Here is a 24,658-nt window from a genome sequence, read left to right as displayed (position 1 = left end):
TCGGTGCACGACGAGGAGAACACCCGCGAAGAACTGCGGCTGCGGCACCGCTACCTGGACCTGCGCCGCGAGCGCATGAACGGCAACCTGCGCCTGCGGGCCCAGACCATCCAGGCCGCCCGGCGTTTCCTCGAGGACGAGGGCTTCATCGAGGTGGAAACACCCGTGCTAACCCGCTCCACCCCCGAGGGTGCCCGCGACTATTTGGTGCCCAGCCGGGTATGTGGCGGCGAGTGGTTTGCCCTACCCCAATCCCCCCAGCTGTTCAAACAGCTGCTGATGGTGGGGGGCATCGAGCGCTACTACCAGGTGGCCCGCTGCTTCCGCGACGAAGACCTCAGGGCCGACCGCCAGCCGGAATTCACCCAGCTGGACATCGAAATGAGCTTCATGGACCAGGAGCAAATCCTGGAACTAAACGAAGCCCTGATCAGCACGATCTGGAAAAAGGTGAAGGGGGTCGAGCTGCCCCGCCCCTTCCCCCGCCTCACCTGGCACGAGGCCATGGAGCGCTACGGCACCGACCGGCCCGACACCCGCTACGGCCTGGAGCTGGTGAACGTCAGCGACCTGGTGTCCGACATGGGCTTCAAGGTGTTCTCAGGGGCCGTCGCTTCTGGTGGCTCGGTCAAGTGCATCGCCGTGCCCGGTGGCAATGAGGCGATCAGCAACGTGCGGATCAAGCCCGGCGGCGATGTGTTTAGCGAAGCCCAGAAAGCCGGGGCGGGCGGCCTGGCCTTCATCCGCGTGCGCGAAGACGGCGAAATCGACACGATTGGCGCCATCAAGGACAACCTCAGCGAGGAAAAAAAGGCCGAATTGCTGGCGCGCAGCAGCGCCGAGCCCGGCACCCTGCTGCTATTCGGTGCCGGCGACACCGCCACGGTGAATAAGGCCCTCGATCGTGTGCGCCAATACCTGGCCCGGGAGCTGGGGCTGGTGCAAAAAGATAGGGAGAACGACACCTGGAACTTCCTTTGGGTCGTGGATTTCCCGATGTTTGAGTTCAACGCTGGCGAAAACCGTTTCGAAGCGCTGCACCACCCCTTCTGCGCCCCCCATCCGGGCGACCTCGGCAACGATCCAGCAGCCTGGGCCGAAACCCTGCCCGGCGCCCGCGCCCAGGCCTACGACCTGGTGCTCAACGGCCTAGAGCTGGGGGGCGGCTCCCTACGCATCCACGATTCCGCCCTGCAGCGCCAGGTTTTGCAGACCATTGGCCTACCCCTCGAAGAAGCCAACCAGCAGTTCGGCTTCCTGATGGAAGCCCTCGACATGGGGGCCCCACCCCACGGCGGCCTGGCCTTCGGCATCGATCGGATGGTGATGCTGCTGGCCGGCGAGGAATCAATCCGCGACACGATCGCCTTCCCTAAAACCCAGCAGGCCCGCTGCCTGATGACCGGGGCCCCGGGCGGAGCGGCCCTAAGTCAGCTGGAAGAGCTGCATGTGGCCAGCACCTGGGTGGATGAGTCAGAAGACGGCTTTGCACTGTCGGTAGATTGAAGGCTCAATCGATCCGCCATGAGCAAATTCGTTTTTGTAACTGGCGGAGTGGTGTCGAGTATCGGCAAGGGAATCGTGGCCGCCAGCCTGGGAAGGCTGCTCAAATCCAGGGGCTACAGCGTTTCAATCCTCAAGCTCGATCCCTACCTAAACGTGGATCCGGGCACGATGAGCCCCTATCAACACGGTGAGGTTTTTGTCACCGAAGACGGGGCCGAAACCGACCTAGATCTCGGCCACTACGAGCGCTTCACCGACACCGCCATGTCTCGCCTCAACAGCGTGACAACCGGCTCGATCTACCAATCCGTAATTAATAAGGAACGCCGGGGCGACTACAACGGCGGCACCGTGCAGGTGATCCCCCACATCACCGGAGAAATCCGCGAACGGATCAAACGGGTGGCCGCCAACAGCAGTGCCGATGTGGTGATCACGGAAATTGGCGGCACCGTGGGCGACATTGAATCCCTGCCTTTTCTTGAAGCAATCCGCGAATTCCGCGGGGACGTGGGCCGCCAGGACCTGGCCTACGTGCATGTGACCCTGCTGCCCTTCATTGGCACCTCCGGAGAGCTCAAGACCAAGCCCACCCAGCACTCCGTCAAGGAGTTGCGTTCGATCGGCATCCAGCCCGATGTGCTCGTCTGCCGCAGCGACAGGGCCATCAGCGACGACCTCAAGGCCAAGATCGGCGGCTTCTGCGGAGTGCGCACCAAGGCGGTGATCGAGGCCCTTGATGCCGACAGCATTTACGCCGTGCCCCTGGCCATGGAGCAGGCCGGCCTCTGCCAGGAGGTGCTGGACGTACTCGACCTGCCAAACCACAACAGCGACATGGTGCGTTGGCAGGAGTTGGTGACCAAACTACGCAACCCGGGTCCCGCCGTGAAGGTAGCTCTGGTGGGCAAATATGTGCAGCTCAACGATGCCTACCTCTCGGTGGTGGAGGCCCTGCGTCACGCTTGCCTGGATGTGGATGCCTCCCTCGATCTGCGCTGGGTTTGCGCCGAGCAGATTGAAAGCCAAGGGGCCGAGGCCCTGCTCAAGGGCATGGATGCGGTGGTGGTGCCCGGTGGTTTTGGCAACCGGGGCGTCGATGGCAAGGTGGCTGCAATCCGCTGGGCCCGCGAACAGCGGGTGCCCTTCCTCGGCCTCTGCCTTGGGATGCAGTGCGCCGTGATCGAATGGGCCCGCAACCAGGCCGGACTCGTTGGGGCCACTAGCGCCGAACTGGATACCGACAGCCCCCACCCCGTAATTCACCTGTTGCCAGAGCAACAGGATGTGGTCGATCTGGGCGGCACGATGCGCCTGGGCGTCTATCCCTGCCGGCTCACCCCGGGCACCATGGGCCAGCGGCTCTACGGCGATGAGGTGGTCTACGAGCGCCACCGCCACCGCTACGAGTTCAACAACGCATATCGCAACCTCTTTTTGGAATCGGGCTACGAGATCAGCGGCACCTCCCCCGATGGCCGCCTGGTGGAACTGATCGAATTGAAAAACCACCCCTTCTTCACGGCCTGCCAATACCACCCGGAATTTCTCTCGCGGCCCGGCAAACCCCATCCCCTGTTTAGGGGCCTGGCGGAAGCCGCCCAACAGGTGTCGGCCGCGGCCCCCATCCCCAGCAGCCTTGGACACCCCAGAGCCAGCTGAAGCAGGCCTGCCGGTGGTGGAAACCTTCCATTCCCTCCAGGGGGAAGGGTTGCATGCGGGCCGCAGCGCCTTTTTCATTCGCCTGGGCGGCTGCAGCGTGGGCTGCAGTTGGTGCGACACCAAACATTCCTGGCCGGCCGAAGCCCACCCCCGCCGAAGCCTGGCCTCCCTTGCGGCGGAAGCCAAGCAAGCGGCTGGAGCTGGAGCTGCCTTTGTGGTGGTTACGGGCGGCGAACCCCTGCACCACAACCTCGACGGCCTCTGCACCGCCCTGGCCGAATCGGGTCTGCCCCTGCACCTGGAAACCAGCGGCGTGGATCGCCTCAGCGGCCGGTTCGACTGGATCACCCTCTCCCCGAAGGCCCACCGGCCACCCACCCCTGAGCTGCTGGCCGCCTGCCAGGAACTCAAGGTGATCGTGCATGGCCCTGGAGATTTGGCCTTTGCAGAAGAGATGGCAACTGCTTGCCTAAGCGCCAGCCAAAAGCTCGGGCAGCCGGCTCTGTTGCTCCAGCCCGGCTGGCTAAGCGAGGAGGGGAAAGAACTCGCTATTGCCTACGTGCGCCAACACCGCCCGTGGCGGCTCAGCCTGCAAAGCCACAAGTGGCTGGGGGTGCGCTAGATGGCGTTGGCAGCGCGGTGCTGGGTTTCCGCCTTCCAGAGCTTCCAGCGCACCTGCAGGTTCTTGGGTGCATAGATCACGATCGGCCGGCTCACCTTGTAGGGCATCACAAAGGGTTTACCGGCGCGGGCCACAAAGCGCTCCTGCAGCGGTTGGCCGGGGGTACAGGCCATGCGGGTAGAGGCAAGGGGCCCCACATCACTGACCTTCAGATAGCTGAGTTCGGGGTTGGCCTGGGGATGGTCAACCCGCAACCGCGCCGAAAAGGTGTACTGGTTGCAGTCCGCCTTGACAAGCTGGCCGACCAACACCTCAACCCGCCAATCGCGGGGATTGGGGGAAATGGTGGGATCAGCAGTGGGCGGCAGCACCCCAGGCAGCTGGATCACCCAGCGGGTCTCCCCAGCCGCGGCCGCCGGATAGCCGCTGAGATCGAGCCGTGGAATCGCCAAGCCCGCCAGGGCAAGGGGGCCAAACCCACCGGTGGCAATGCCCGCAGCCATTCCCATTCCCAAGCCCAACAGGCGAGACAGCAGCACAGGCCAAATTCCAACTGGGCCCATCTTGGCGAGCAACGCCGCCAGGGCCACAGGGCGGGTAGACATCGCCTGCTGATCTGGCAGCCTTTTGAAATGAGTAGCCCCCTGCCAAGCGAAGTTCCTGGAGGTAACCCAAAGGCGATTGCCCTGCTTTCCGGCGGCCTGGATTCAGCTACGGCAGCGGCCCTGGCGATCGAGGCGGGCTATGCCGTTACCGGCCTTTCCTTCGACTATGGCCAAAGGCATCGGCGCGAATTGGCAGCAGCCAACCAGCTGGCCGACCACCTGCAGCTGAACGGCCACCACACCATCTCGGTAAATCTGGCCAGTTGGGGGGGCTCGGCCCTCACCGATGAAAACATCGCCGTACCGACCACGGGGGTGCAAAGCGGCCTGATCCCCAGCACCTATGTGCCCGGACGCAACACGGTTTTCATTGCCCTGGGCCTGAGCCTGGCCGAGGCCGAGGGCGCAGAAAAGCTAGTGCTGGGCGTGAATGCGGTGGACTATTCGGGCTATCCCGATTGCCGCCCGGATTACCTGGCCGCCTTCCAAACCCTGGCGGACCTGGCCAGTAAGAGCGGTAGGGAAGGCCGCGGAGCCCAACTGTGGGCACCGCTGGTGGCATGGGGCAAAACCGAGATCGTGCGGGAGGCCCTGCGGCTGGGGGTGCCGATCGGAGCCACCTGGAGTTGCTACAGCGGTGGCGAAGAGCCCTGCGGCGTTTGCGACAGCTGCCGAATTCGCGATGGAGCCCTGGTCGAGGCGGGCCATCCCGAACTGGCCAGCAATCGTCGATGAACTCCCTACCGACCAAAAGGCTGCAGCGGGCCATGGCCTGGCGCGAGCCCATGGCCCTTGTGCACGGCCTGGTAGCCAAGTTCGGCCGCGAGGGTTTGGTCTGGCTCGACGGCGATGGTGTGGGGCAAGGCCGCTGCAGCCGGATAGGCATCAATCCCCTGGCCCAGCGGGTTTGCCGCGGCCTGCCGGGGCCCACCTGCCCGGAAGATCCCTGCTCGGAAGATCCCTTCGCCGCCCTGAGTTCCATCTCCCAGGATGGCGGCCACTGGATGGGCTGGCTGGCCTACGAGGCCGGGGCCTGGGTGGAGGCCGGCGCACACTGGGCCACCAGCGACATGGCCGTGCTGTGGGCCGCCCGGCACGACCCGATATTGCTGCTCGACCACCAGGAACAGAGCCTGGTGCTGGAGGGCAGCGATCCGGGGCGAATCAAGGCCATGGCTGAGCTGATCGAAGCCCTGCCCATGGCCAAGGGGCCCCACCAGGCCGGGGAGGCAGCAAACCTTGGCATTCCCCTGCAGGCCTGGCAGTGGCACACCGACCCCGCCGCCTTTGGCCGCCAGGTAAGCCAGATCCTGGAATGGATTGCGGCCGGAGACCTGTTTCAGGCCAATCTGACGGCCTGTTGCGAATTCCAGGCTCTGGCCCCCCCCGATCCCCTTGCCCTCTACGGCCGCCTGCGCCAGGGCTGCCCCGCCCCCTTTGGGGGCCTGGCGATCGCCGGCGCTGGGGCCCAGGGCGAAGCCGTGCTCTCCAGCTCCCCGGAGCGTTTCCTGCGGCTGGGGCAGGCCGGCCAGGTGGAAACTCGACCGATCAAGGGCACCCGCCCGCGCCGCAGCGATGCCCAGGCCGATGCAGCCGAAGCCGCCGCCCTGGTGACCAGCGGCAAGGATCGGGCCGAAAACGTGATGATCGTGGACCTGCTCCGTAATGATCTGGGCCGGGTTTGCCAGCCCGGATCGATTGGGGTGAGCCAACTGGTGGGTCTAGAGAGCTATCGCCAGGTGCACCACCTCACCTCGGTGGTGCGGGGCAGCCTGCAACCTGAGCGCAACTTGGTGGACCTGCTGCGGGCCTGCTGGCCCGGCGGTTCCATCAGCGGAGCCCCCAAAATTCGGGCTTCTCAACGGCTGGCAAGCCTGGAACCGGTGCCCCGGGGGCCCTACTGCGGCAGCCTGTTTTGGCTTGCTCCAGATGGCCAATTCGATAGCAACATCTTGATCCGATCAGTTGTGATCAAGGACCAAAGGCTGCGGGTACATGCCGGTTGCGGCATCGTCGCCGATTCCGATCCAGCGGCTGAAGCAGAAGAAATGGGCTGGAAGCTAAAGCCCCTGCTGGAGGCCTTGGCATGAGTGCGGACGGCCCCGGCAAAGCGATCGCCTGGATCGACCAACCCGGGCCAAAGGGCAGTTGGGGCAACCCCGACGAACTGGCCATTCCCGTCAGTGATCGGGCCCTACTGCTGGCCGATGGGATTTTTGAAACCCTGCTGGTGGAAGCAGGTGTGAGCTGCAGGCTTGAGGAACACCTGGCCCGCTGGCAAAGGGGCGCCCACCTGCTCGCCATGGCCGAGCCCCCGGCCAAAGGCCAGGTGCAAAAACTGATTGGCGAAGCAGTTAGCCGCAGCGGCATCACAGGCGGTGCCCTCAGGCTCAATTGGAGCCGGGCCGGCGGGGGACCGAGCGGGGGGCCGAGCGGGGCCGGGCGGGGCCTGGATTTGCCCAGCGAGCAAAGCGGCCGCTTCTGGCTGCAACTAAATCCCTACCGCCCGAACTTCGCGCCGGTGCGGCTGTTCGTCAGTCCCACGGAAAGCCGCAGTGCCACCAGCCTGCTGAGTTGCTGCAAAACCATGGCCTACGGAGCGGCGATCCAGGCCCGCCGCCAGGCGGTAGCCGCCGGTTTCGACGACGCCCTGCTCCCCTGCTCGGGGGCCCCGCACCCAGGCGAATTGAGCTGCGGCACCAGCGCCAATCTCCTGGTGCTCAGCAGTTCTGGCTGGATCACCCCTCCCCTGGCCAGCGGTTGCCTCCCGGGGGTAATGCGCGGCCTGGCCCTGCAGCTGGGCCTGGCCAAAGAAAAGGTGATTGGCGCCGCTGATTTGCACGCCAGCGCCGGCGCCCTACTGATCAACAGCCTGGGCTGCCGGCCGATCAGCCAGTTGGGCGACCAGCCCCTGCCGATCGCCCCTGAACCTGAAGCCCTATGGCGGCAATTGCTGGCGGCGCCGGGAATCACAACTTGAGCAATTCATAAATCCGAACTAGGCACTAACCCTGCGCAACTGCCACGCAAGCCTTGGGTTTGTAGCAATAGGCACTCGGGCATTAGCCCCCGCTGGCCAGGATCAGCTCAGCTGTCACGGGCGGGGAATGTTTACCGAATACAGGCCCACCCGGGGATACGACGAATACTTCAGTGCCTTTGACCAACCCCGCAGCAGCCTCCAACCCCTGCTCTCTTCCCTGGGTCAGCTGGGCCTGGCCGAACTGAATCGGAACCATGCGGCCGCGGGCATGCTGCTCAAACGCCTGGGCGCCACCTTCCGGCTCAACGATTCCGGCAATAAGGGCGTAGAGAGAATCCTGCCCTTCGACCCCCTGCCCCGGCTCATTGGCCTGGCGGATTGGCAACGCCTGGAGCAGGGCTTGGTTCAACGGCTGGAGGCGATCGACCAATTTCTTGGGGACGTCTACGGGCCCCAAAAAATTCTCAACGACGGGGTGGTTCCCCGCGCAGATGTTGAAAGCTCCCAGGGCTGGCGGCCCGAGATGCGGGACTTTCAGCCCCCCCTCGGCAAGTGGTGCCATGTGTCTGGCCTTGATCTGGTCAGGGATGGTGAAGGCACCTGGCGCGTGCTTGAGGACAACCTGCGTTGCCCCTCCGGGGTGGCCTATTTCCTCGAGAACCGGCGCGTGATGAAGCGCATGTTCCCGAGCCTGTTTTCGGGGCGCACGGTCCAACCGATCGACGACTACCCCTCCCATCTGCTGCAAACCCTGCGGGAACTTGCCCCCTGGACCGACAACCCCAAGGTTGTGCTGCTCACCCCTGGAGTTTTCAACAGCGCCTACTTCGAGCACAGCTACCTGGCCCAGCAGATGGGAATCCAGCTGGTGGAAGGCCGGGATCTGCTCTGCCAGGAAGACCGGGTTTGGATGCGCAGCACCAGTGGCCTGGAGCCCGTGGATGTGATCTACCGCCGCATCGACGACGATTTCCTTGATCCAGCCGTATTTCGCAGCGATTCGATGTTGGGGGTGCGGGGCCTGATGGGCGCCTACCGAGCCGGCCGGGTAGCCATCGCCAATGCCCCGGGCACGGGTGTGGCCGACGACAAGCAGATCTACGCCTACGTGCCGGAAATGATCCGCTACTACCTGGGGGAAGAGCCGATCATTGAAAACGTGCCCACCTACCTCTGCTCCCGCCCAGACGACCAGGCCTATGTGCTGGCCCACCTGGGCGAACTAGTGGTGAAGGCCGTGGCCGAAGCCGGGGGCTACGGAATGTTGATCGGGCCCCATGCCAGCCAGGCTGAAATTGCTGATTTTGCGGGGAAGATCAAGGCCGACCCCCGCAACTACATCGCCCAACCCACCCTCGAACTCTCGACGGTGCCATCCCTCAGCGAAGGCGAACTATTTCCCTGCCACGTGGATTTGCGGCCCTACGTGTTGCGGGGCAAGGGGGCCTGGATCAGTCCGGGTGGCCTGACCCGGGTGGCGCTGCGCCGGGGCTCCCTGGTGGTGAATTCATCCCAAGGCGGCGGCTGTAAGGACACCTGGATTGTCGATGAAAGTTCGGCCCAGGAGTTGGTCCCATGCTGAGTCGAGTTGCCGACTCCCTCTACTGGATCAACCGCTACGTGGAGCGGGCAGAGAACATCTCCCGCTTCGTTGAAGTAAGCGAAGCGATGGCCCTCGATTGCCCCCCCGGCAGTGCCGAACCCTGGCTACCCCTAATCGAGGCCAATGGGGACCGGGAGCTCTTCGACAAGCTGCACCCCTCCGCCACCCCGGAAGATGTGGTCAGCTTCCTGGTGCGCAACGAAGAAAACCCCAACAGCATCATCAACTGCATCGCCTTTGCCCGGGAAAACGCCCGCCAAATCCGCGAGGTGATCACCACGGAAATGTGGGAGCAGCTCAACGACATCTACTGGATCCTGCAAGAAAGCACGAGCTTCTGGAAGGAGCCGGGCCAGGAGCAGCTGCGCAACATTCGACGGGCCTGCCAACTCTTTTACGGGATCACCGATTCAACCTTGAGCCGCGACCTCTCCTGGCAATTCAGCCGGCTGGGGCGCCTGCTGGAGCGGGCCGAAAAAACCAGCCGCATCCTCGATGTGAAGTACTTCCTGCTTTTGCCATCCCCCGATGAGGTGGGGGGGGTGCTCGATGAACTGCAGTGGATCTCCCTGTTGCGCAGTGCGGGGGCCTATCAAATGTTCCGCCAATCGCGGCAGCAGGCGATCGAACCAAAGGCGGTGGCGGGCTTTCTCCTACTCAATCCGATCTTTCCCCGTTCGGTGCGCTACTGCCTCGAGCGCATCCACGAAACGCTCAAAATCATCAGGGGTGAATCCGTGCCCGGCGCTCCTGATGAGCTGGAATGCCTCAGCGGTCTGACCCTGGCCCGCTGGAGCTACACCAGCATTGATGCGTTGATTGCCGAGGGCCTCCATGAAGCCATCGACAGCCTGCAAAGCGATTTCAATCAACTTCACGAACAGATTGAACAGCGGTACTTCATCACTGCCAACATCTCTGCTTCTCCCACCACCCTTTCCAGCGCAGAGTTGCCATGCGTGCCCGCCTAACCCACACCTTCACCTACCGCTACAGCAAGCCGGTGCAGCTGGGTCCGCACAGGTTTTGCCTCAGGCCCCGCCCCCATGGCTTCCAGCGACTGATCGACTATCGACTGGAGGTGACGCCGGATCCGAGCCAACTTTTTGACCTGCTTGCCGCCGGTGGTGATGCCATCACCCGGGCCCGCTTTCTAGGGGACACCGACCTATTTCAGGTGGTCTCCCGCTCGGAGGTGGAAACCTTCAGCGCCCCCCTGGTGGAGGCTTGCCTCGACGAAGAAATGGCGCGCCTACCGGTGCCGATTGGCCGGCTAAACCCCGACCTGGCTAGCAACCTCCAGGGCTGGTTACCCAATGGCCAGCACGATGCCGCGGCGGTGGACCTGGCCCAGGAAGCACTGATGGGTAGTGATCAACGCAGCCTGACCTTCCTGCAGCAGCTACTCGAAATCATTCAAGACCGGGTCAAATACACCCAACGCCACATCGGTCCGGCCTGGCCCGCAAGCCGCACCCTGAAGGAGCGGGTGGGCTCCTGCCGAGATCTGGCGATGCTGATGATTGAGTGCTGCCGCAGCGTGGGCCTGCCGGCTCGATTCGTCAGTGGTTACCACCTGGTAGAGCCCAAACCCGATCGCTACGACCTCCATGCCTGGACCGAGGTATATCTTCAGGGGGCTGGTTGGCGCGGTTTTGATGCCAGTGGCATCGGTGCCGTAGATGATCGCTATATCCCGATCGTCACCTCCTCCAAATCAGACCTAACTGCCGCAATTACCGGCAGCTTCTCTGGCCCACCAGGCGTTGAAAGCATATTTGAGTGGGCAATAGAGGCCGAGATAATCAGCAATAGCCAGCTAAAAATTGGCTACTAAATAATGGCTTCCGATTCGACAGCTTCAGCTGCAAATTCAGCAGCAGCTGCAAATGCAGCCTTAGTTGCAGAAGCAGTCGAAAGGCGGTTGGTTGAAGCAGGCATAGAGCTCACCTTTGGTGGCGAGCCCACCTACGTGCCTTTTGATCCAGAGGGCGCCGAATGGAGCGTGGCGGCCGATGGCCCCAGCAAACTTGGTTACGCCAAGGCCTTGGGCAGGAAATTGCAGGAGCGGCAGTGGCCCGGCAGCACCCTGATCTATTGCCCTGGCAAGCGCTACGACGGCGAAGTAAACCCCCGCTGGGCCCTGCGCCTGATCACCGGTGCAGATGGCACTCCGGTGGTGAATTGGCCCCAGCAGGGCCTGGAGCCAGCGGCCCAAGCTGCCCTACCCCACCCCACAAAAAAAGCGGCTCGCCAGTTTTTGGCGGCCATCGGCGCGGCCCTGGGTTGCAAATTGCACCCCCTCGAATTGCGCGATCCCCTTTCTGCGAGCAACCGGGTCTGGGCCGCTCCGCTCTGCCACGAAGACGTTGATTCCCACGACGAAGGGTCATGGCATGGGGCCCAATGGCCCCTGAAAAGAAAACTGCGCGAATTAAGTGGGGCCCCTGGGCCCGCTGGTCTGCGCCTACCCCTGCAGCACTTCCCCCAAGGGGTGCTCTACCAGGTGTTGACCCTGGAGATTTCAGCAGATGGCTGGAACCTATTTCTGCCCCCCCTGGCCCGCCAGCCCCTTGAGCAGTTGCTATTGGTGATCGCTGAAGCATCAAGGGGCTGGAGCCAACCCGAGCTCAGTGGCGTGCTGCCCCTCGACATCGACGGCGCCTGGCAGGTGCTCGGCCTGACCGCCGACCCTGGGGTGCTGGAGGTAAATCTGCCGGTGTGTCGCAGCTGGGAGGCCTACGCGGGCTGGATACGGGTGCTGGAGGAGGCAGGTGAGGCCGTGGGGCTGCGCTCCTGGCGGCGCCGGGGTGACCAGATCGAAGGCAGCGGTGGCGGCAACCACCTGCTTTGGGGCGGCCCCAGCCTGGAAACAAATCCCTTCTTCGGGCGGCCGGCCTGGTTGGTCGGAATCCTGCGCTACTGGCAACACCACCCGAGCCTGGCCTATCTCTTTTCCGGCAACTCGGTGGGCCCCGCATCCCAGGCACCCCGCCCAGACGAGGGCAGTGCCGACTGGCTCGACCTGCAACTGGCCCACAGCATTCTCGAGGCCCTGCCCGAAGGCGATCAACGGGTGGCGATCAGTGAAACCCTCCGCCATCTCCATGCCGACAAGAGCGGCAACACCCACCGCAGTGAAATAAGCCTCGACAAGTTTTGGAATCCCGCCTGGGCCGCCGGCTGCCAGGGCTTGATTGAGTTTCGGGCCCTGGAAACCTTCCCCCACCACCAGTGGACAGGGGCCGTGGCCCTGCTCTGGCGGGCCCTGGCCCTGCATCTGCTGCGGCCTAGCCAGCGCCCCTCCAGCCTTAAACCCTGGGGCGCAAGCCTGCACGACCAATGGCTGCTGCCCAGCCAGCTCTGGCTTGACCTGGAGGCCGTGCTGGAGGAGCTAACAGCCGACGGGCTGCCCCTCGATGCCAGCATTTTTCGGACCATCTGGAACTGGCGTTTTCCGGTCCTGCTGCAGTGGCAGGAGCAGCAGGCGAGCCTGGAAATCCGCCGCGCCCTGGAACCCTGGCCCCTGCTCTGCGACACGCCAGTGGAAGGGGGCAGCACCAGCCGCTTTGTGGACAGCTCCCTGCGGCGTTTTGAGGTGATTGGCAATGGCGCCTTCCACCAGCGCTACGGGTTGGTGCTCAATGGCCGCCCCCTACGGCCCGGCGCAGATGGTCGCCAACCCCTGGCCGTGCGCTACCGGCAAGAAAGCCTCTATCCCTGCCTCCATCCCTGCATCGCCAACCATGTGCCCCTGGAACTGGTGCTTGTCGATAGCCAGGAAATTGATCCGGCAAAAACTGGCCCAAGAAAACCATTGGCCAGCTGGGTGCTGGAGCAGGAGGCGAGCGGCTTTAAACCAACGGCTGTAGATGGGCAAGCAGCAGATTTGCAATTGCCAAACCCAAAGCAATCGCCCTGGCAAGGGAGCTGGCCTGGGGCCTGCACCGTTGATTTACGGCTGAATTAACTACCAGCTGACGCCGTGCAGTTTGGGAAGGGGCGCCGTTCGGAACGTGGTGGCAAACAGGCGCGGAATCTTGCGGCTGTTGTACACCCGAAATTCCCTTTGAACATTGGCGCCCTGATCGCGCACGGCCTGGTTGAGCACCACCGAGCCGTCGGGGTCAGACACCGATCGATGGAAGGTCCCGGGCGGAATGCGCAGGATGTCGCCTCTAGTTTCCAGGCGAACAATGTGAAACGGATAATTCCAGCCCAGGTTCACCAGATAAAAGGTGCGGCCGCCATGGAGAGCTAAAAGGTTGTCTTCCTGGTGGGGATGCAAATAGAACTGCCAGGCGCCAGTTTTTTCCTCATCGGGGGGGCTGATCGCCGGACCGGAATGGATCACCAGGTCGCGGGCGTTGGATTCAGCAACGGTGATATCAAAAAAACGAACTGCAGGGGTATCGCGAAATTTCTCATAGGGAATCAGCTCAAACATCGGTGAGCGATCCGTAGGGGCAGCAATACCAGCCATGGGTAAATGGGGCTTTTAAAGAGCCAACTCAGTGACCAATTGAACCGTTCAGCGGTCGGACAAAACGTTGCAGCCGCTACGAAACCATGGCAACGCAGACCACTTCAGTGATTGACTTACAAATCGCCTCAGAAGGGAATCGGCATATCCACGTTTGCAGGCTCAGCCGCGGCACTTTCCACCCGTTGGGCCACCACCTGGCCCACCACCACGATCGAGGGGGAGCAGAACCCCATCGCCTCCGCCTGATCCGCCAGAAGCGCAAGTTCACTCACCAAATGCCTCTGGCCCTTGACCGTGCCCTGCTGCACCACGGCGGCGGGGGTGTCTGGGGCGAGGCCTCCGGCGATTAATTCCTCGGCGATGCGGCGCAGGTTGTGCAACCCCATGTAGATCACCAGGCCATCACTGGCCCGGGCCAGACCCCGCCAATCCACACCGGGGCGCCGCTTGTCGATTTCCTCGTGACCGGTCACGAAGGTGACACTGGATCCGGCCCGCCGATGGGTCACCGGAATGCCCACATAGGCAGGTGCCGCAATCCCGGCCGTGACCCCTGGCACCACCTCAACCGGCACCCCATGGCTGGCCAAATGGGCCGCCTCTTCCCCACCCCTGCCAAACAAGAAGGGGTCGCCGCCCTTCAGCCGCACGATGCAACGGCAGCGACCCGCCAACTCCACCAAGACCGCATTGGTGCTGGGTTGGGGCACCGAGTGGTGGCCGCGGCGCTTGCCCACAAAGTGGCGCTCGCAGCGCTCCGGCACCAGATCGAGCACTTGCTGGGGCACCAGGGAGTCGTAGACAAGGGCATCACAGCCCTGCAGCAAGCGGTGGGCCTTGACCGTGAGCAGCTCCGGATCGCCGGGACCAGCCCCCACCAGATACACCTTGCCAAGCTCGCTCATGGCAGGGCCTCAAGGCTGGACAGCAGAAAATCGCGCACGGCAGGCAGATCGAGCAAGGGGGGCAGCACCTCAGCCGGCGGTGCTAACCGGACCATCTTGAGGGATTCACTCAGACGGTTGGGCGCCAGGGTGAGCGGTGCGAGCACCACTGGAGGCTCGGCCTGGGCCGCCAGGATTGCCTGGGGGTCGCTGTAGGCCGCCGGTGCCCCGGGCAAAGCCAAAACCCCAGCCAAATACTTCAAGAAGCGATCAGCCAGCGCACCCTGCAGAGGATGGTGGAGCCAGAGCAAGCTTCGCCCCCCTGCCGCCTTGCCCCATTCGGCCGCCAACAGCTGCTGCCACTGGGGCCAAGCCCCTAGGAAAGGCCGGCGCCGCAAAGCCACAACCTGGCCAAGCCTGGCCCTAGAGCGCAGTTGCCAGTGCCTGGCAATGGCCGGAACATCGCTGCGAACATGTTCCCCGGGCAGCAACAAAAGGGGCACCAGGCTGAGAGCACCGGCCCGCCGCGCCGCCATCCAGAAGCTTGGGTCGCCCTCCGGGGCAGCCGCTGTAAACGCCTGCAATATCACGGGCGAACGGCGGCGCTTTTCCAGCTCAGCCGCAAGCTGTTGCAACACAACAGGAATTACGCCGCCCTGGCGGCCATGCACCAGCAACACCAGGGGCGAAGCGGTCAGCCGCCGCCGGAGTCGCTCCGCCACTGCCGGTTCCAGCTGGCGGTGCTGTAGCTGTCGCAACAGCATCTGGCCATCGGGCAGACGGCTAAGCAAATCCACTGCCTGCGCAGCCAAACCAGGGTCAAGATCGCCGGCGAGCTGTTGTAAAGCGCGGGTGAGCGGGGCAAGCGGCCAGGCAGAGAGCCCCAGGGCGAGGGCTTCCAGCGCGGCGCGGCGCCAGGCCAGGGGGGCCGGCGCCAGGGCCAGCTCCAGCAGCAAGCCAGCGTCTTGGGGCTGGCGTTGACGACCCAACAGCGGCAAAAGCTGCTGCATGGCCTCCTGCTTGCGCTCCGAGGGTTCGATTGCCTCCAGCTGGGCGCGCAGGCGACCTGCCACACAGGCGTCCTGGAAATAACCAAGCACTCCCAGGCCAGCTGGGCTGGGCGGTAGGGCGAGCAGGGGTTCCAGCCAGGCTTGCTTCACGGACGGCTCAGCCGCAAGGGGTGCCAGCACCTGGCGCGCCGCCTCCAGCAAACAGGCAGGGTTCCTGCCCACCGGACCGGAGAGCAGCTGCTCCACCCCAGCACGGTTCAGCCGCCCAATTAGGGCTGCCAAAAGATCGGCGGAAGCGGGCAGTTCGCCCTGGTTGATCTGCTCTAGGACGGGTTCAACGGGCACTCTCCCGCGCCGGAGCTGCTCCAGCTGTTGCCAGCTATCAGTGGATTCACTCAGCCCCAAGGGCGCCCAGATCTCCGCTTTAACCACCCTGGCAGGGCGCGGAACTACGGCGGCGGGCACCGAAGCGATCTATCAGCAGCTGCTCAAGCACATCCGCCAACTGGGTGAGAGGCACACCCTTCTCGTGCAGCTCCGCCAACTTGGGATCCGCACCCATATCGCCCCCTAGAAAGATCTTGACCGCCTCCACCATCTGACCTTCATGGCGAGCCTTGGCCCCCATCAGGCCGATCTCACCCATGTAGGGCTGGCCGCAGGCATTGGGGCAGCCAGTCCAGTGGCTGCGCACCGGGTGGGGCAGCTCCAGGCGTCTCTCCAGCTCCCCCACCACAGACTGGGCCGTAGTTTTGGTGGGGATCAGGGCAAAACTGCAATAGCGATTTCCTGTGCAGCTAACCGCTTCCGCCATCAGTGCACCCGGCTCGGGCTGGAACGTCTGCAGCAGGGGCTCTGCCAGCAGGGCCTCGACCCGCTCGGCCGGCACATCTATGAGAAGCACGTTCTGAGCCTCCGTAAAACGCAGCTCACCACTTCCATAGGCCCTCGCCAGCCTCGCCAGCTCCAGCATCGATGCCCCATCAAGGCGACCCACCGGCACCCCCAATCCCACCCAGCAAAGCCCTTGCTGTTTCTGGGAGTGAACGCCAACACCAGAGCGGGGGGCACGATTCACACGGTGCAGGCCATCGTGGGGTTCGGCCTCCCCACCAAGGGCTGCGAATTCCTGCAGCACCGCTACTCGATAGTCCTCAAGCCCCAGCTCATCCACCAAATACATCAGCCGGCTCTTATTGCGGGCCTGACGATTGCCGCAGCGCTCAAAGTGGCGAAGGATTGCCAGGCTGAACAAGGGCAGCTGATCGCCCCGCAGCCATAGCCCGAGGGGAATGGCCAGCTCATTGCGCTGGGCGGAAAAGAAACCGCCCACCATCACGGTGAAGCCAAGCTCGCCGTTGTGATCTGCAGGGAGGAAGGCCAGATCGTTGTGAAGCAGAAAGCTATCGGCCGCGCCGCCGACGGCAATGTTGAATTTGCGGGGCAGGTTGCGGGGACCATCGGCGGCCAGTAGCCGCTCCTGAATTGCCTCCACAAAAGGCCTGGTATCAACGATCTCCTCGGGATCTATCCCAGCGAAAGGGTTGCCGGTGATATTGCGGGGATTGTCGTGGCCCGATTGGCGGCTGGTGAGACCCAAGGGCTCCATGGCCGCCATTAGCGGAGCCATATCTTCCAGCAACAGGCCTCGCAACTGCAGGTTCTGACGCGTGGTGATGTCGGCAGAACCATGCTCTCCGCAGCGGTCAACGACATCGGCAAGGGCCCCTAACTGATCGGCGTTGATCACCCCATTGGGCAGGCGCAGCCGCACCATGAATCGACCAGGAGTGACCGGTCGAAAAAAAATACCCAGCCACTTGAGTCGGATGGTGAGGGTGGCCTCATCAATGTTTTCCCAGCCCTCAGAGGCCAGCTCACCCAGCCGGGGAACTAGCTCCAGCCCGCAGAAATCTGCCTTGGCCTGCTCGATCTTGCTTAGGGCAGCTGCCATCTGAGCCAGAGGCTGGGGGGACGCCCAGAGTGATGAAAGACACAGTTCCAGTGGTGTCGTCTTCGCTACAAAAAGCTGTTCCTGTCGCACCTAGGCACAGCAGCTTGCGCCGTGAATGAGAATCAGCTTCTAGCCTTCCAATCTGTGCAAGATGGCCCAGGCTCCTGCAGTGCCACCCCAACCCAAGCAGGACGCCAAAATCCCTGGACGCGATCGCTTTCGCACCTACCTGGGCAAGGTGGGTAGCGGCGAGCACACCAGCAGTGGTCTCAGCCGCGGGGAGGCGGCAGATGCCCTGGAATTAATGCTCAATGGCGAAGCCAGCCCGGCCCAGATTGGCGCCTTTCTGATCGCCCATCGCATTCGCCGGCCGGAGCCCCAGGAACTGACCGGGATGCTGGATGTCTACCGTCAGCTTGGACCGAAGTTAATAAGTAACAAGCCAGCACTTTGTTTTGGCATCCCCTTCGACGGCCGCAGCCGCACCTCGCCCATCTATCCCCTCACATCACTTTTACTGGCCAGCGCAGGCATTCCAGTGGTATTGCAGGGGGGAAGGCGCATGCCGGTCAAATACGGGGTCACTGCCATGGAGCTATTCGCTGCCCTTGGCCTGGCCCTTAGGGACCGCAGTGTCGCCTGGGTTCAGAACTGCCTAGACCTTTGGAATCTCGCCCTGATTCACCAACCCGACCACTTCCCCGCTGCCGAAGTACTGGTCCCGATGCGTGAAGACATTGGCAAGCGACCACCAGTGGCCAGCCTGGAACTGCTGTGGACAGCCCACAGGGGCAACCATCTATTGGTGAGCGGCTTTGTACATCCGCCAACGGAGGCCCGGGCCTGGCAAGCCTTAAAACTCGCCGGCGAAACAGAGATCCTCACCATTAAGGGGCTTGAGGGAAGCACCGATCTACCGATCAGCCGAGCCTGCGTGACGGGACGCCCCAATGACAGCGGCGATGGCCGCCTCATCCTTCACCCCCGCGACCACGACTGCTACGGCAACGATCCAGCCTGGATTGACCTCGACACCTGGGCTGACCAGGCCTTAGCTGCCCTAGGGGGGCAGGGGCCCCTAGCCACCTCCCTGATCTGGAATGCGGGCAACTACCTATGGCAGGCGGGCCTAAGCAACACCCAGGAAGCTGGCCTGGAAAGCTGCCGCAAACTGCTCCACTCGGGCAAGCCCCTAGGCCATCTGGCAGCGATACATCAGCACTGCAGCTGAAGAGGCTGCCCTAATCAGGGGGCTGCCCCTTGATTCAGAAAACTGGCAGCAGCTAGGGGAATTGTGGCTTTTTGCCCTCTGGAAACTGGCAAAACCAGGCCACAATCACCACAATCTTGACGCCGCCTTGCACGAAATCTCGCAGCCAGGCAAGACCTAGATGCCCCAGCAAGGCCGAAAAAGCAAACCTAAAACCTGTAACAACGATCACTTCAGCAGGTAGCCCAAACGTGGTTTTCTAAACATGTTGGTCAGCATTGGCGCCAGCTTAACAAATCAGTGTTGACGAAAGTCCGTTGTTGTGAGACCCGTCAATTCGCTCGCCCAAGTGGTGGTCTGCCACGGGATATCAATTGATTGTACGTACCCGCCAAGGGATAAAACCATGACACCAATCACTCGACGCAAAGCAATTTTCACCGGCCTGGCAACGGCCACTGGTATTGCCATTCAATTTGGCGGAATTGCCAGCCTGCTTAATTCCAGCCCGGCACAGGCAGCCCCCGGCAAGCCGGAAACCACCACTGTCGAGCTTGGATTCATCGCCCTTACCGATGCAGCACCCCTAATCATTGCCAAAGAGAAGGGATTCTTTGCCAAGCAGGGCATGACAGGCGTAGAACTAAAGAAACAGACGTCCTGGGCCGTAACCCGCGACAACCTGGAACTCGGTGGCTCAAGGGGCGGCATCGATGGAGCCCACATTCTTTCACCCATGCCCTACCTACTGACAACTGGGGCGATCAGCAAGAGCAAAAAACCTGTACCCATGTACATTTTGGCTCGGTTAAATCTCAACGGTCAAGCAATTTCGGCATCTAATGAGTTCAAGAAATACAATTTTTCCGTCAAGGGTGCAAACATTGCCAAGGGCGTAGAGGCTAAGAACAAAACCGGAGATAAGTTCAAGGCAGCAGTTACTTTCCCTGGTGGCACCCACGACCTCTGGATGCGCTATTGGCTAGCAGCCAATGGGGTAGACCCAAACAAGCAGGCCGACCTAGTGGTAATCCCCCCAGCGCAGATGGTTGCCAACATGAAGTCGGGAACCATGGACGTTTTTTGTGTAGGAGAACCATGGAATGAGCGTTTAGTTAATAAGAAACTCGGATACACAGCCTTAATTACTGGCCAACTCTGGAAAAACCATCCGGAAAAAGCCTTTGGCATGCGAGCCGAATGGGTTGATAAGAATCCCAATGCCACCCTGCGGTTGCTGATGGCCGTGCAACAGGCCCAAAAATGGGCTGACAACCCAGCCAACACCGTGGAGCTTTCCAATATCCTTGCCGAAGATAAGTATGTCAAGGCAAACGCCGAAGACCTACTACCCCGACTGCAGGGAACCATCGACTTCGGCAATGGCAAGGTGGCTAATATGAAAAACCTCTCAATGAAATTCTGGGCCGATAACGCCTCATTTCCCTATAAGAGCCACGACACTTGGTTCGTAACTGAAGATATTCGCTGGGGGTATCTGCCTCAAGGTACAAACACGAAGGCCCTGGTCAAAAAGGTAAATCGCAGCGACCTCTGGCGTGCTGCAGCCAAAGCCAATGGCTATGGCAACGGTCCATCTGGTGATTCCCGTGGTGTCGAAGTCTTCTTTGATGGCACAAAGTTCGACGCCAACAATCCCCAGGCCTACCTCAACAGCTTGAAGATTAAGGCGATGAAGTGAGGTTGCGGGGGCAGTAGGGCTAACGCCTCTAACTGCCCCCCCCATACCTAAAGCGTTCAGGTTCTGCCAAGTGAGTCAGGCACGAATCCCCAATTCCCTTGCCTTCGCCATCGGTCGCATCGACAATGACCAGCCATCCATCGCCCAAACGCAGCAGACGCCATGCAACGGCTAGCTGGCTGCGCTCACCCCTCGCGAACCAAATCAAGCCGCCATTGGTTTGCATCGGCCTCACCCTGGTACTTTGGCAATTCCTGGCCCAATTCAACAGCGAGGGATTTCCAGGCCCGATTGACGTTATTAGTGAAACCTGGGACCCCTACATAATCCATCCCTTCTTTGATGACGGAGGCACCTCAAAGGGGCTTGCCTTACAACTGCTTATATCCCTGCAGCGGGTGGCAGTGGGCTACAGCCTGGCGGCTGTTGTAGGCATTGCCGCAGGCCTGGCAATTGGCCTAAATCGCTTTCTTCGCCGCGGCTTCGACCCCCTGATCCAGGTACTGCGCACCGTGCCACCCCTGGCCTGGCTACCAATCTCCCTATTGCTGTTTCAGCAAGCGGATACGGCTGCAATTTTCGTGATTTTCATCACTGCCATCTGGCCCATTGTCATCAATACGGCCGTTGGCATCACCGAAATCCCGCAGGACTACACAAACGTGGCCCGGGTGCTGAAGCTGCGCAAGCGCAGTTACCTGCGGGACATCCTCATGCCAGCGACAGCCCCCTATGTCTTTACAGGCCTGCGAATCGCCATTGGCCTGGCCTGGCTCGCAATCGTGGCGGCCGAAATGCTTAAGGCAGATGGTGGGATCGGCTTCTTCATCTGGGATGCCTATAACGCCGGGGGCGACACAAGCACAAGCCAAATCATCCTTGCAATTGTAGTGATCGGCCTCGTGGGCCTTGCCCTGGATCGCCTGGTCGGAGCGGTGGGCAAATTAGTTGCAAATGGAGGCAACTAATGAAGAATGCCCTAATCACAATTGACAATATCAGTCGCAGCTTTGCCCTTCCAAATGGCGGAAATTATATTGCCCTAAAGGACATCGATTTAAGCATCGCCGAGGGCGAATTTATCTCCCTAATTGGCCACTCCGGCTGCGGAAAATCAACCCTCCTAAACCTAATGGCAGGGCTTGATCAAGCCAACACCGGTGGCATTCTAATGAATAGTCGCCAAGTGACCGAACCCGGGCCGGATCGGATGGTGGTTTTCCAAAACTACTCGCTACTTCCCTGGCAGACAGTGCGCCAGAACATTGCCCTGGCTGTAAATAATGTAATGCGTGGCTCCAGCAAAGCTGAGCGGCAGGAGCGCATAGACCAAAGCATCGAGCTTGTCCGCCTAACCCAGGCCGCTGACAAATTGCCACGGGAACTATCTGGCGGAATGAAGCAAAGGGTTGCGATTGCCCGCGCCCTGGCAATCAGGCCCAAACTGCTCTTGCTAGACGAGCCCTTTGGCGCACTTGACGCACTCACCCGCGGCAATCTGCAACAACAGCTGATGGAGATCTGCCAGCGGGCTGGGGTTACAACAGTGATGGTTACCCACTCAGTCGATGAGGCCCTGCTGCTATCTGACCGAGTGATCTGCCTGACCAACGGACCAGCTGCCGGGATTGGCCAAATCGTCAATGTGAACCTGCCGCGACCACGGCAAAGGCTCGAGGTGATGGAGCACTCGAACTACTACGCACTGAGAACTGAACTTATCAACTTTCTGCAGCAGCAACGGCGCCTCAAGCAGCACCGCCAAACCATCAGCAGCGACGCACTATCCCCTTCAGTAGTTAAAGCCTCAACAACAGCAAAGGCCCCAGCAACAACAAGCCAGTTGCGAATTGGTTACCTGCCAGGTCTCGATATAGCACCACTTGCCGTTGGCATCGAGCGTGGTTTCTTTGCCGAGAGCAACCTGCAATTGGTCCCGTCAATCTTCCAGGATTGGCAAGAGATGGAGAAACAGCTCCGTTCGGGCGAATTGGATCTGGCAATCACCTCGGCAACCGCCCCATTGGCCATGAGCCTAGGGATCAGTGGCGAACCTGCCTGGCCAGCGATTACACCAATCACAGTGACACGCAACGGCAATGCCATCTGTCTGGCACGCCGCTTCCTCGACCTAAACATCAATTCGCTGGCCTCCCTGGCCCCAAGCCTCAAGCGTCGCGAGTGGCCGCTCAGGCTGGCGATCGGCCAAAACGACAGCATGCAGGAGTTACTGCTCCGCCACTGGCTTGCCAGTGCTGGAATCGACCCTGATCAGGAGGTGGTTCTAGAGACTCTCTCGCCCATGGCAATGCAGGCTTCCCTGCAGGCAGGGGAAATTGATGGTTTCATCGCAGGCCGCTATCGCGTAGCAAAAGCGGTGGAGTCTGGGCTGGCCTTTGTGCTCGCTTCAGATTTAGACATCTGGAGTAACCACCCCGAAAAGGTAATCACCTGCCATGAGGGTTGGGCCACAAGGAACGAAACACTGCTCTTGGATTTCTGCAGTGGATTAATTCGTGGCGGTCAGATCTGCGAGGACGGAGGTCAACACGAAAATCTGGTGGGCCTTCTCAGCCGGCCGGAGTGGCTGGGAATCGATTCAGCCCTGGCACTGCAGCGCCAATTCAACCTAGGAAACGGAGAACCTACAGATAACCGGTTACCACTTAACAGATATCACAGCGATCGTTGCCATGTGGCAAACGCTGCGGAAGGGGCGTGGATACTCACCCAATTCAGCCGTTGGGGTTGGATACCCTTCCCCAGCAATCGCCTGGAAATACTGGGGAGGGTCTATCGCAACGACATTTGCAGTGCCGCACTGGAGCGGATTGGTTTACCAGCCCTAAGGCCAGAACGCCAACCTATCCCGATGGCCTGCGGGATTCCATTCGACCAAGACTTTCCGATCAACTACCTCCAACAACTTCCCTTCAGCCGCTACTCAGCTCAGGCAGCGATGGAGATGCCCAGCTGTGATACCGATAAACCCCTTCCCTATTCCTGAGATGGCCAACTTCATGATCGAAGCCAAAGCTAATCAAGGCAGTTTCGAGCGAGACCTAACCCTTAACCCGAGCTATCTGCGCTTCGAGGAGGTAGGGCATGTGTTTCAAACAAAAAATGGCCCATTCGAAGCCCTAAGCAACATAAACCTGGAAGTAGCCCAAGGTGAATTTATTTGCGTAGTAGGTCACTCAGGCTGCGGCAAAAGCACCTTGCTGAATATGGTATCCGGCTTTCTAAACCCAACTAGTGGCAGGGTAATTCTGAATAACCTGCCGATAGAAGGGCCTGGCCCAGACCGAATGGTTGTCTTTCAGAACTACTCCCTGCTGCCCTGGAAGACGGTTGATCAAAACGTTTCCCTGGCAGTAAAAGCAGCCCGCCCCGATTTAGACAAAGGAGCCCGGGCAGCAGTGGTCGAACACCACTTAGAGATGGTTGGGCTAATCGAGGCCCGCCACAAGCGACCGGTAGAAATTTCCGGCGGCATGCGCCAAAGAGTTGCCATCGCCCGCGCCCTGGCGGTACAACCAGCGGTATTGGTGCTTGATGAACCCTTCGGCGCCCTTGATGCCATTACCAAAGAAGAATTACAAGAGGAGTTACTGGCAATTTGGCGTGAGCACAAACCCACCGTATTGATGATCACCCATGATATCGACGAGGCCCTTTTTCTTGCCGACCGAATAGTGATGATGACCAATGGTCCCTCGGCCACAATTGGCGAAATCATGGAGGTGCCATTTAATCGCCCCCGAGACTTTGAATTGATCCAGGGTGACCCTCGCTACGGAGTGCTGCGCAACCACGCCCTCGACTTTCTATACCGCCGCTACGCCCATGACGATGCTTGAAGTAGCCAATATGCTATCTATTCAGTCAGGGCATACGGTGCTGCTCAGTGAAGGGTTGTTTAATACAACCTTTTACCTAAGCGTGGAATCAGGCCTGCTGCGGGTTGCCATATCTAATCCGGAGCATGAAGCACTACAAACCAATTTAATAACTCTAGGATTTCTTCAAGCAGGGGACCATCTCTCCCTGGATCTATTTCGTAATTCGCGACTGCACCTGCAGGCTATTAATTCCACGCGACTGGTGGAGGCAACTTCTGGCCTGGCTCCAGCGGGATCTAACAGCCTGAATGACTGGACCTTGGACCTGCTGTTAGTTCGCCACATTGGGGAGGCAGAGCAGCGCATTCAGGCCCTAATTCAACTGCTTGTAGAACGGCTGGGTCGGCGCAGCGGCAAGTGGTACGAGCTTCCCTTTCGGCTCACCCATGCCGAGCTGGCTGAACTCAGCGGCCACACCCGCGTAACCGTGACCAAGCAATTTTCCCGTTGGCGCAAGCAGGGTCTGGTGGAACAGGCAGCTGGCCCCAATCGGCTGTTGCGGGTTTCGCCTCAGCTGCTGGCCGCGTGA

At 61.2% G+C, this 24,658-nt stretch carries 22 protein-coding genes; 17 read left to right on the top strand and 5 right to left on the bottom strand.

Going from position 1 to position 24,658, the window contains the following annotated elements; all coding sequences use genetic code 11:
• The 3 genes from aspS to KBY58_RS06370 form a co-directional block, all read left to right on the top strand.
• Positions 1 to 1,506 (top strand): aspartate--tRNA ligase (gene aspS / locus KBY58_RS06380; protein WP_255003491.1); only part of this gene is annotated, 1,506 nt, incomplete at its 5' end.
• A gap of 18 nt (positions 1,507 to 1,524) precedes the next feature.
• Entirely contained in the window at positions 1,525 to 3,168 is a 1,644-nt protein-coding gene (locus tag KBY58_RS06375) for a CTP synthase (RefSeq protein WP_255003490.1), read from the top strand.
• Positions 3,146 to 3,790, top strand: coding sequence for a 7-carboxy-7-deazaguanine synthase QueE (locus KBY58_RS06370; protein ID WP_255003488.1), 645 nt, complete (start codon positions 3,146 to 3,148; stop codon positions 3,788 to 3,790). The genes KBY58_RS06375 and KBY58_RS06370 overlap by 23 nt, the downstream gene beginning before the upstream one ends.
• On the opposite strand, the gene KBY58_RS06365 is transcribed toward KBY58_RS06370, so the two are convergent.
• Positions 3,787 to 4,395: an ecotin family protein gene (locus KBY58_RS06365; RefSeq protein WP_255003486.1), complete on the bottom strand. Its 609-nt coding sequence runs from the start codon at positions 4,393 to 4,395 to the stop codon at positions 3,787 to 3,789. The two genes, KBY58_RS06370 and KBY58_RS06365, sit on opposite strands and share 4 nt — an antisense overlap.
• A gap of 27 nt (positions 4,396 to 4,422) precedes the next feature.
• On the opposite strand from KBY58_RS06365, the gene queC reads away from it, so the two are divergent.
• The 7 genes from queC to KBY58_RS06330 all read left to right on the top strand — a co-directional run bounded on the left by queC (position 4,423) and on the right by KBY58_RS06330 (position 12,951).
• Positions 4,423 to 5,130, top strand: a complete 708-nt coding sequence (queC, locus tag KBY58_RS06360; protein ID WP_255003485.1) for a 7-cyano-7-deazaguanine synthase QueC — start codon at positions 4,423 to 4,425, stop codon at positions 5,128 to 5,130.
• The gene (locus tag KBY58_RS06355) at positions 5,127 to 6,485 is read left to right on the top strand and encodes an anthranilate synthase component I family protein (RefSeq protein ID WP_255003484.1); all 1,359 of its coding nucleotides are present in this window, start codon (positions 5,127 to 5,129) and stop codon (positions 6,483 to 6,485) included. The genes queC and KBY58_RS06355 overlap by 4 nt, the downstream gene beginning before the upstream one ends.
• Positions 6,482 to 7,375, top strand: coding sequence for an aminotransferase class IV (locus KBY58_RS06350; RefSeq protein ID WP_255003482.1), 894 nt, complete (start codon positions 6,482 to 6,484; stop codon positions 7,373 to 7,375). The genes KBY58_RS06355 and KBY58_RS06350 overlap by 4 nt, the downstream gene beginning before the upstream one ends.
• A 127-nt stretch (positions 7,376 to 7,502) precedes the next feature.
• Entirely contained in the window at positions 7,503 to 8,960 is a 1,458-nt protein-coding gene (locus KBY58_RS06345) for a circularly permuted type 2 ATP-grasp protein (protein WP_255003481.1), read from the top strand.
• Positions 8,954 to 9,952 carry an alpha-E domain-containing protein gene (locus KBY58_RS06340; RefSeq protein WP_255003479.1) on the top strand — a complete coding sequence of 333 codons (999 nt, stop codon included), beginning with the start codon at positions 8,954 to 8,956 and terminating at the stop codon, positions 9,950 to 9,952. The genes KBY58_RS06345 and KBY58_RS06340 overlap by 7 nt, the downstream gene beginning before the upstream one ends.
• Positions 9,937 to 10,818: a transglutaminase family protein gene (locus tag KBY58_RS06335; protein WP_255003478.1), complete on the top strand. Its 882-nt coding sequence runs from the start codon at positions 9,937 to 9,939 to the stop codon at positions 10,816 to 10,818. The genes KBY58_RS06340 and KBY58_RS06335 overlap by 16 nt, the downstream gene beginning before the upstream one ends.
• A gap of 3 nt (positions 10,819 to 10,821) precedes the next feature.
• Entirely contained in the window at positions 10,822 to 12,951 is a 2,130-nt protein-coding gene (locus KBY58_RS06330; RefSeq protein ID WP_255003477.1) for a transglutaminase family protein, read from the top strand.
• Here the strand turns inward: KBY58_RS06330 and KBY58_RS06325 are convergent, their stop codons facing one another.
• The 4 genes from KBY58_RS06325 to KBY58_RS06310 all read right to left on the bottom strand — a co-directional run bounded on the left by KBY58_RS06325 (position 12,952) and on the right by KBY58_RS06310 (position 17,315).
• Entirely contained in the window at positions 12,952 to 13,428 is a 477-nt protein-coding gene (locus KBY58_RS06325) for a redox protein (protein WP_255003495.1), read from the bottom strand.
• Positions 13,429 to 13,592: 164 nt separating this feature from the next.
• Complete coding sequence (cobA, locus tag KBY58_RS06320) at positions 13,593 to 14,372, bottom strand: uroporphyrinogen-III C-methyltransferase (protein WP_255003476.1); 780 nt, start codon at positions 14,370 to 14,372, stop codon at positions 13,593 to 13,595.
• Complete coding sequence (locus KBY58_RS06315; protein WP_255003475.1) at positions 14,369 to 15,706, bottom strand: CbiX/SirB N-terminal domain-containing protein; 1,338 nt, start codon at positions 15,704 to 15,706, stop codon at positions 14,369 to 14,371. The genes cobA and KBY58_RS06315 overlap by 4 nt, the downstream gene beginning before the upstream one ends.
• Before the next feature lie 79 nt (positions 15,707 to 15,785).
• The gene (locus KBY58_RS06310; RefSeq protein ID WP_255003474.1) at positions 15,786 to 17,315 is read right to left on the bottom strand and encodes a ferredoxin--nitrite reductase; all 1,530 of its coding nucleotides are present in this window, start codon (positions 17,313 to 17,315) and stop codon (positions 15,786 to 15,788) included.
• 151 nt (positions 17,316 to 17,466) lie between these two features.
• On the opposite strand from KBY58_RS06310, the gene KBY58_RS06305 reads away from it, so the two are divergent.
• The 7 genes from KBY58_RS06305 (at position 17,467) to KBY58_RS06275 (ending at position 24,658) form a co-directional block, all read left to right on the top strand.
• The gene (locus tag KBY58_RS06305) at positions 17,467 to 18,546 is read left to right on the top strand and encodes an anthranilate phosphoribosyltransferase family protein (protein ID WP_255003473.1); all 1,080 of its coding nucleotides are present in this window, start codon (positions 17,467 to 17,469) and stop codon (positions 18,544 to 18,546) included.
• Positions 18,515 to 18,706: a nitrate reductase associated protein gene (locus tag KBY58_RS06300; protein ID WP_315858038.1), complete on the top strand. Its 192-nt coding sequence runs from the start codon at positions 18,515 to 18,517 to the stop codon at positions 18,704 to 18,706. Before KBY58_RS06305 ends, KBY58_RS06300 begins: the two co-directional genes overlap by 32 nt.
• A 225-nt stretch (positions 18,707 to 18,931) precedes the next feature.
• Positions 18,932 to 20,227 carry a CmpA/NrtA family ABC transporter substrate-binding protein gene (locus KBY58_RS06295; protein WP_254934257.1) on the top strand — a complete coding sequence of 432 codons (1,296 nt, stop codon included), beginning with the start codon at positions 18,932 to 18,934 and terminating at the stop codon, positions 20,225 to 20,227.
• 125 nt (positions 20,228 to 20,352) lie between these two features.
• Complete coding sequence (gene ntrB, locus KBY58_RS06290; protein WP_254934258.1) at positions 20,353 to 21,195, top strand: nitrate ABC transporter permease; 843 nt, start codon at positions 20,353 to 20,355, stop codon at positions 21,193 to 21,195.
• Positions 21,195 to 23,234 (top strand): nitrate ABC transporter ATP-binding protein, encoded by a 2,040-nt coding sequence (locus KBY58_RS06285; RefSeq protein ID WP_255003472.1) that lies wholly within the window; start codon positions 21,195 to 21,197, stop codon positions 23,232 to 23,234. The genes ntrB and KBY58_RS06285 overlap by 1 nt, the downstream gene beginning before the upstream one ends.
• A gap of 13 nt (positions 23,235 to 23,247) precedes the next feature.
• Entirely contained in the window at positions 23,248 to 24,087 is an 840-nt protein-coding gene (locus KBY58_RS06280; RefSeq protein ID WP_254934260.1) for an ABC transporter ATP-binding protein, read from the top strand.
• An 82-nt stretch (positions 24,088 to 24,169) separates the two neighbouring features.
• A complete protein-coding gene (locus KBY58_RS06275) occupies positions 24,170 to 24,658 on the top strand; it encodes a helix-turn-helix domain-containing protein (protein ID WP_255003471.1) in 489 nt (162 codons plus the stop codon).

This window comes from Cyanobium sp. HWJ4-Hawea (genome assembly GCF_024345815.1).
Taxonomy (GTDB): Bacteria; Cyanobacteriota; Cyanobacteriia; order PCC-6307; family Cyanobiaceae; genus Cyanobium_A.
This window is presented reverse-complemented; position numbering and strand designations above follow the sequence as displayed.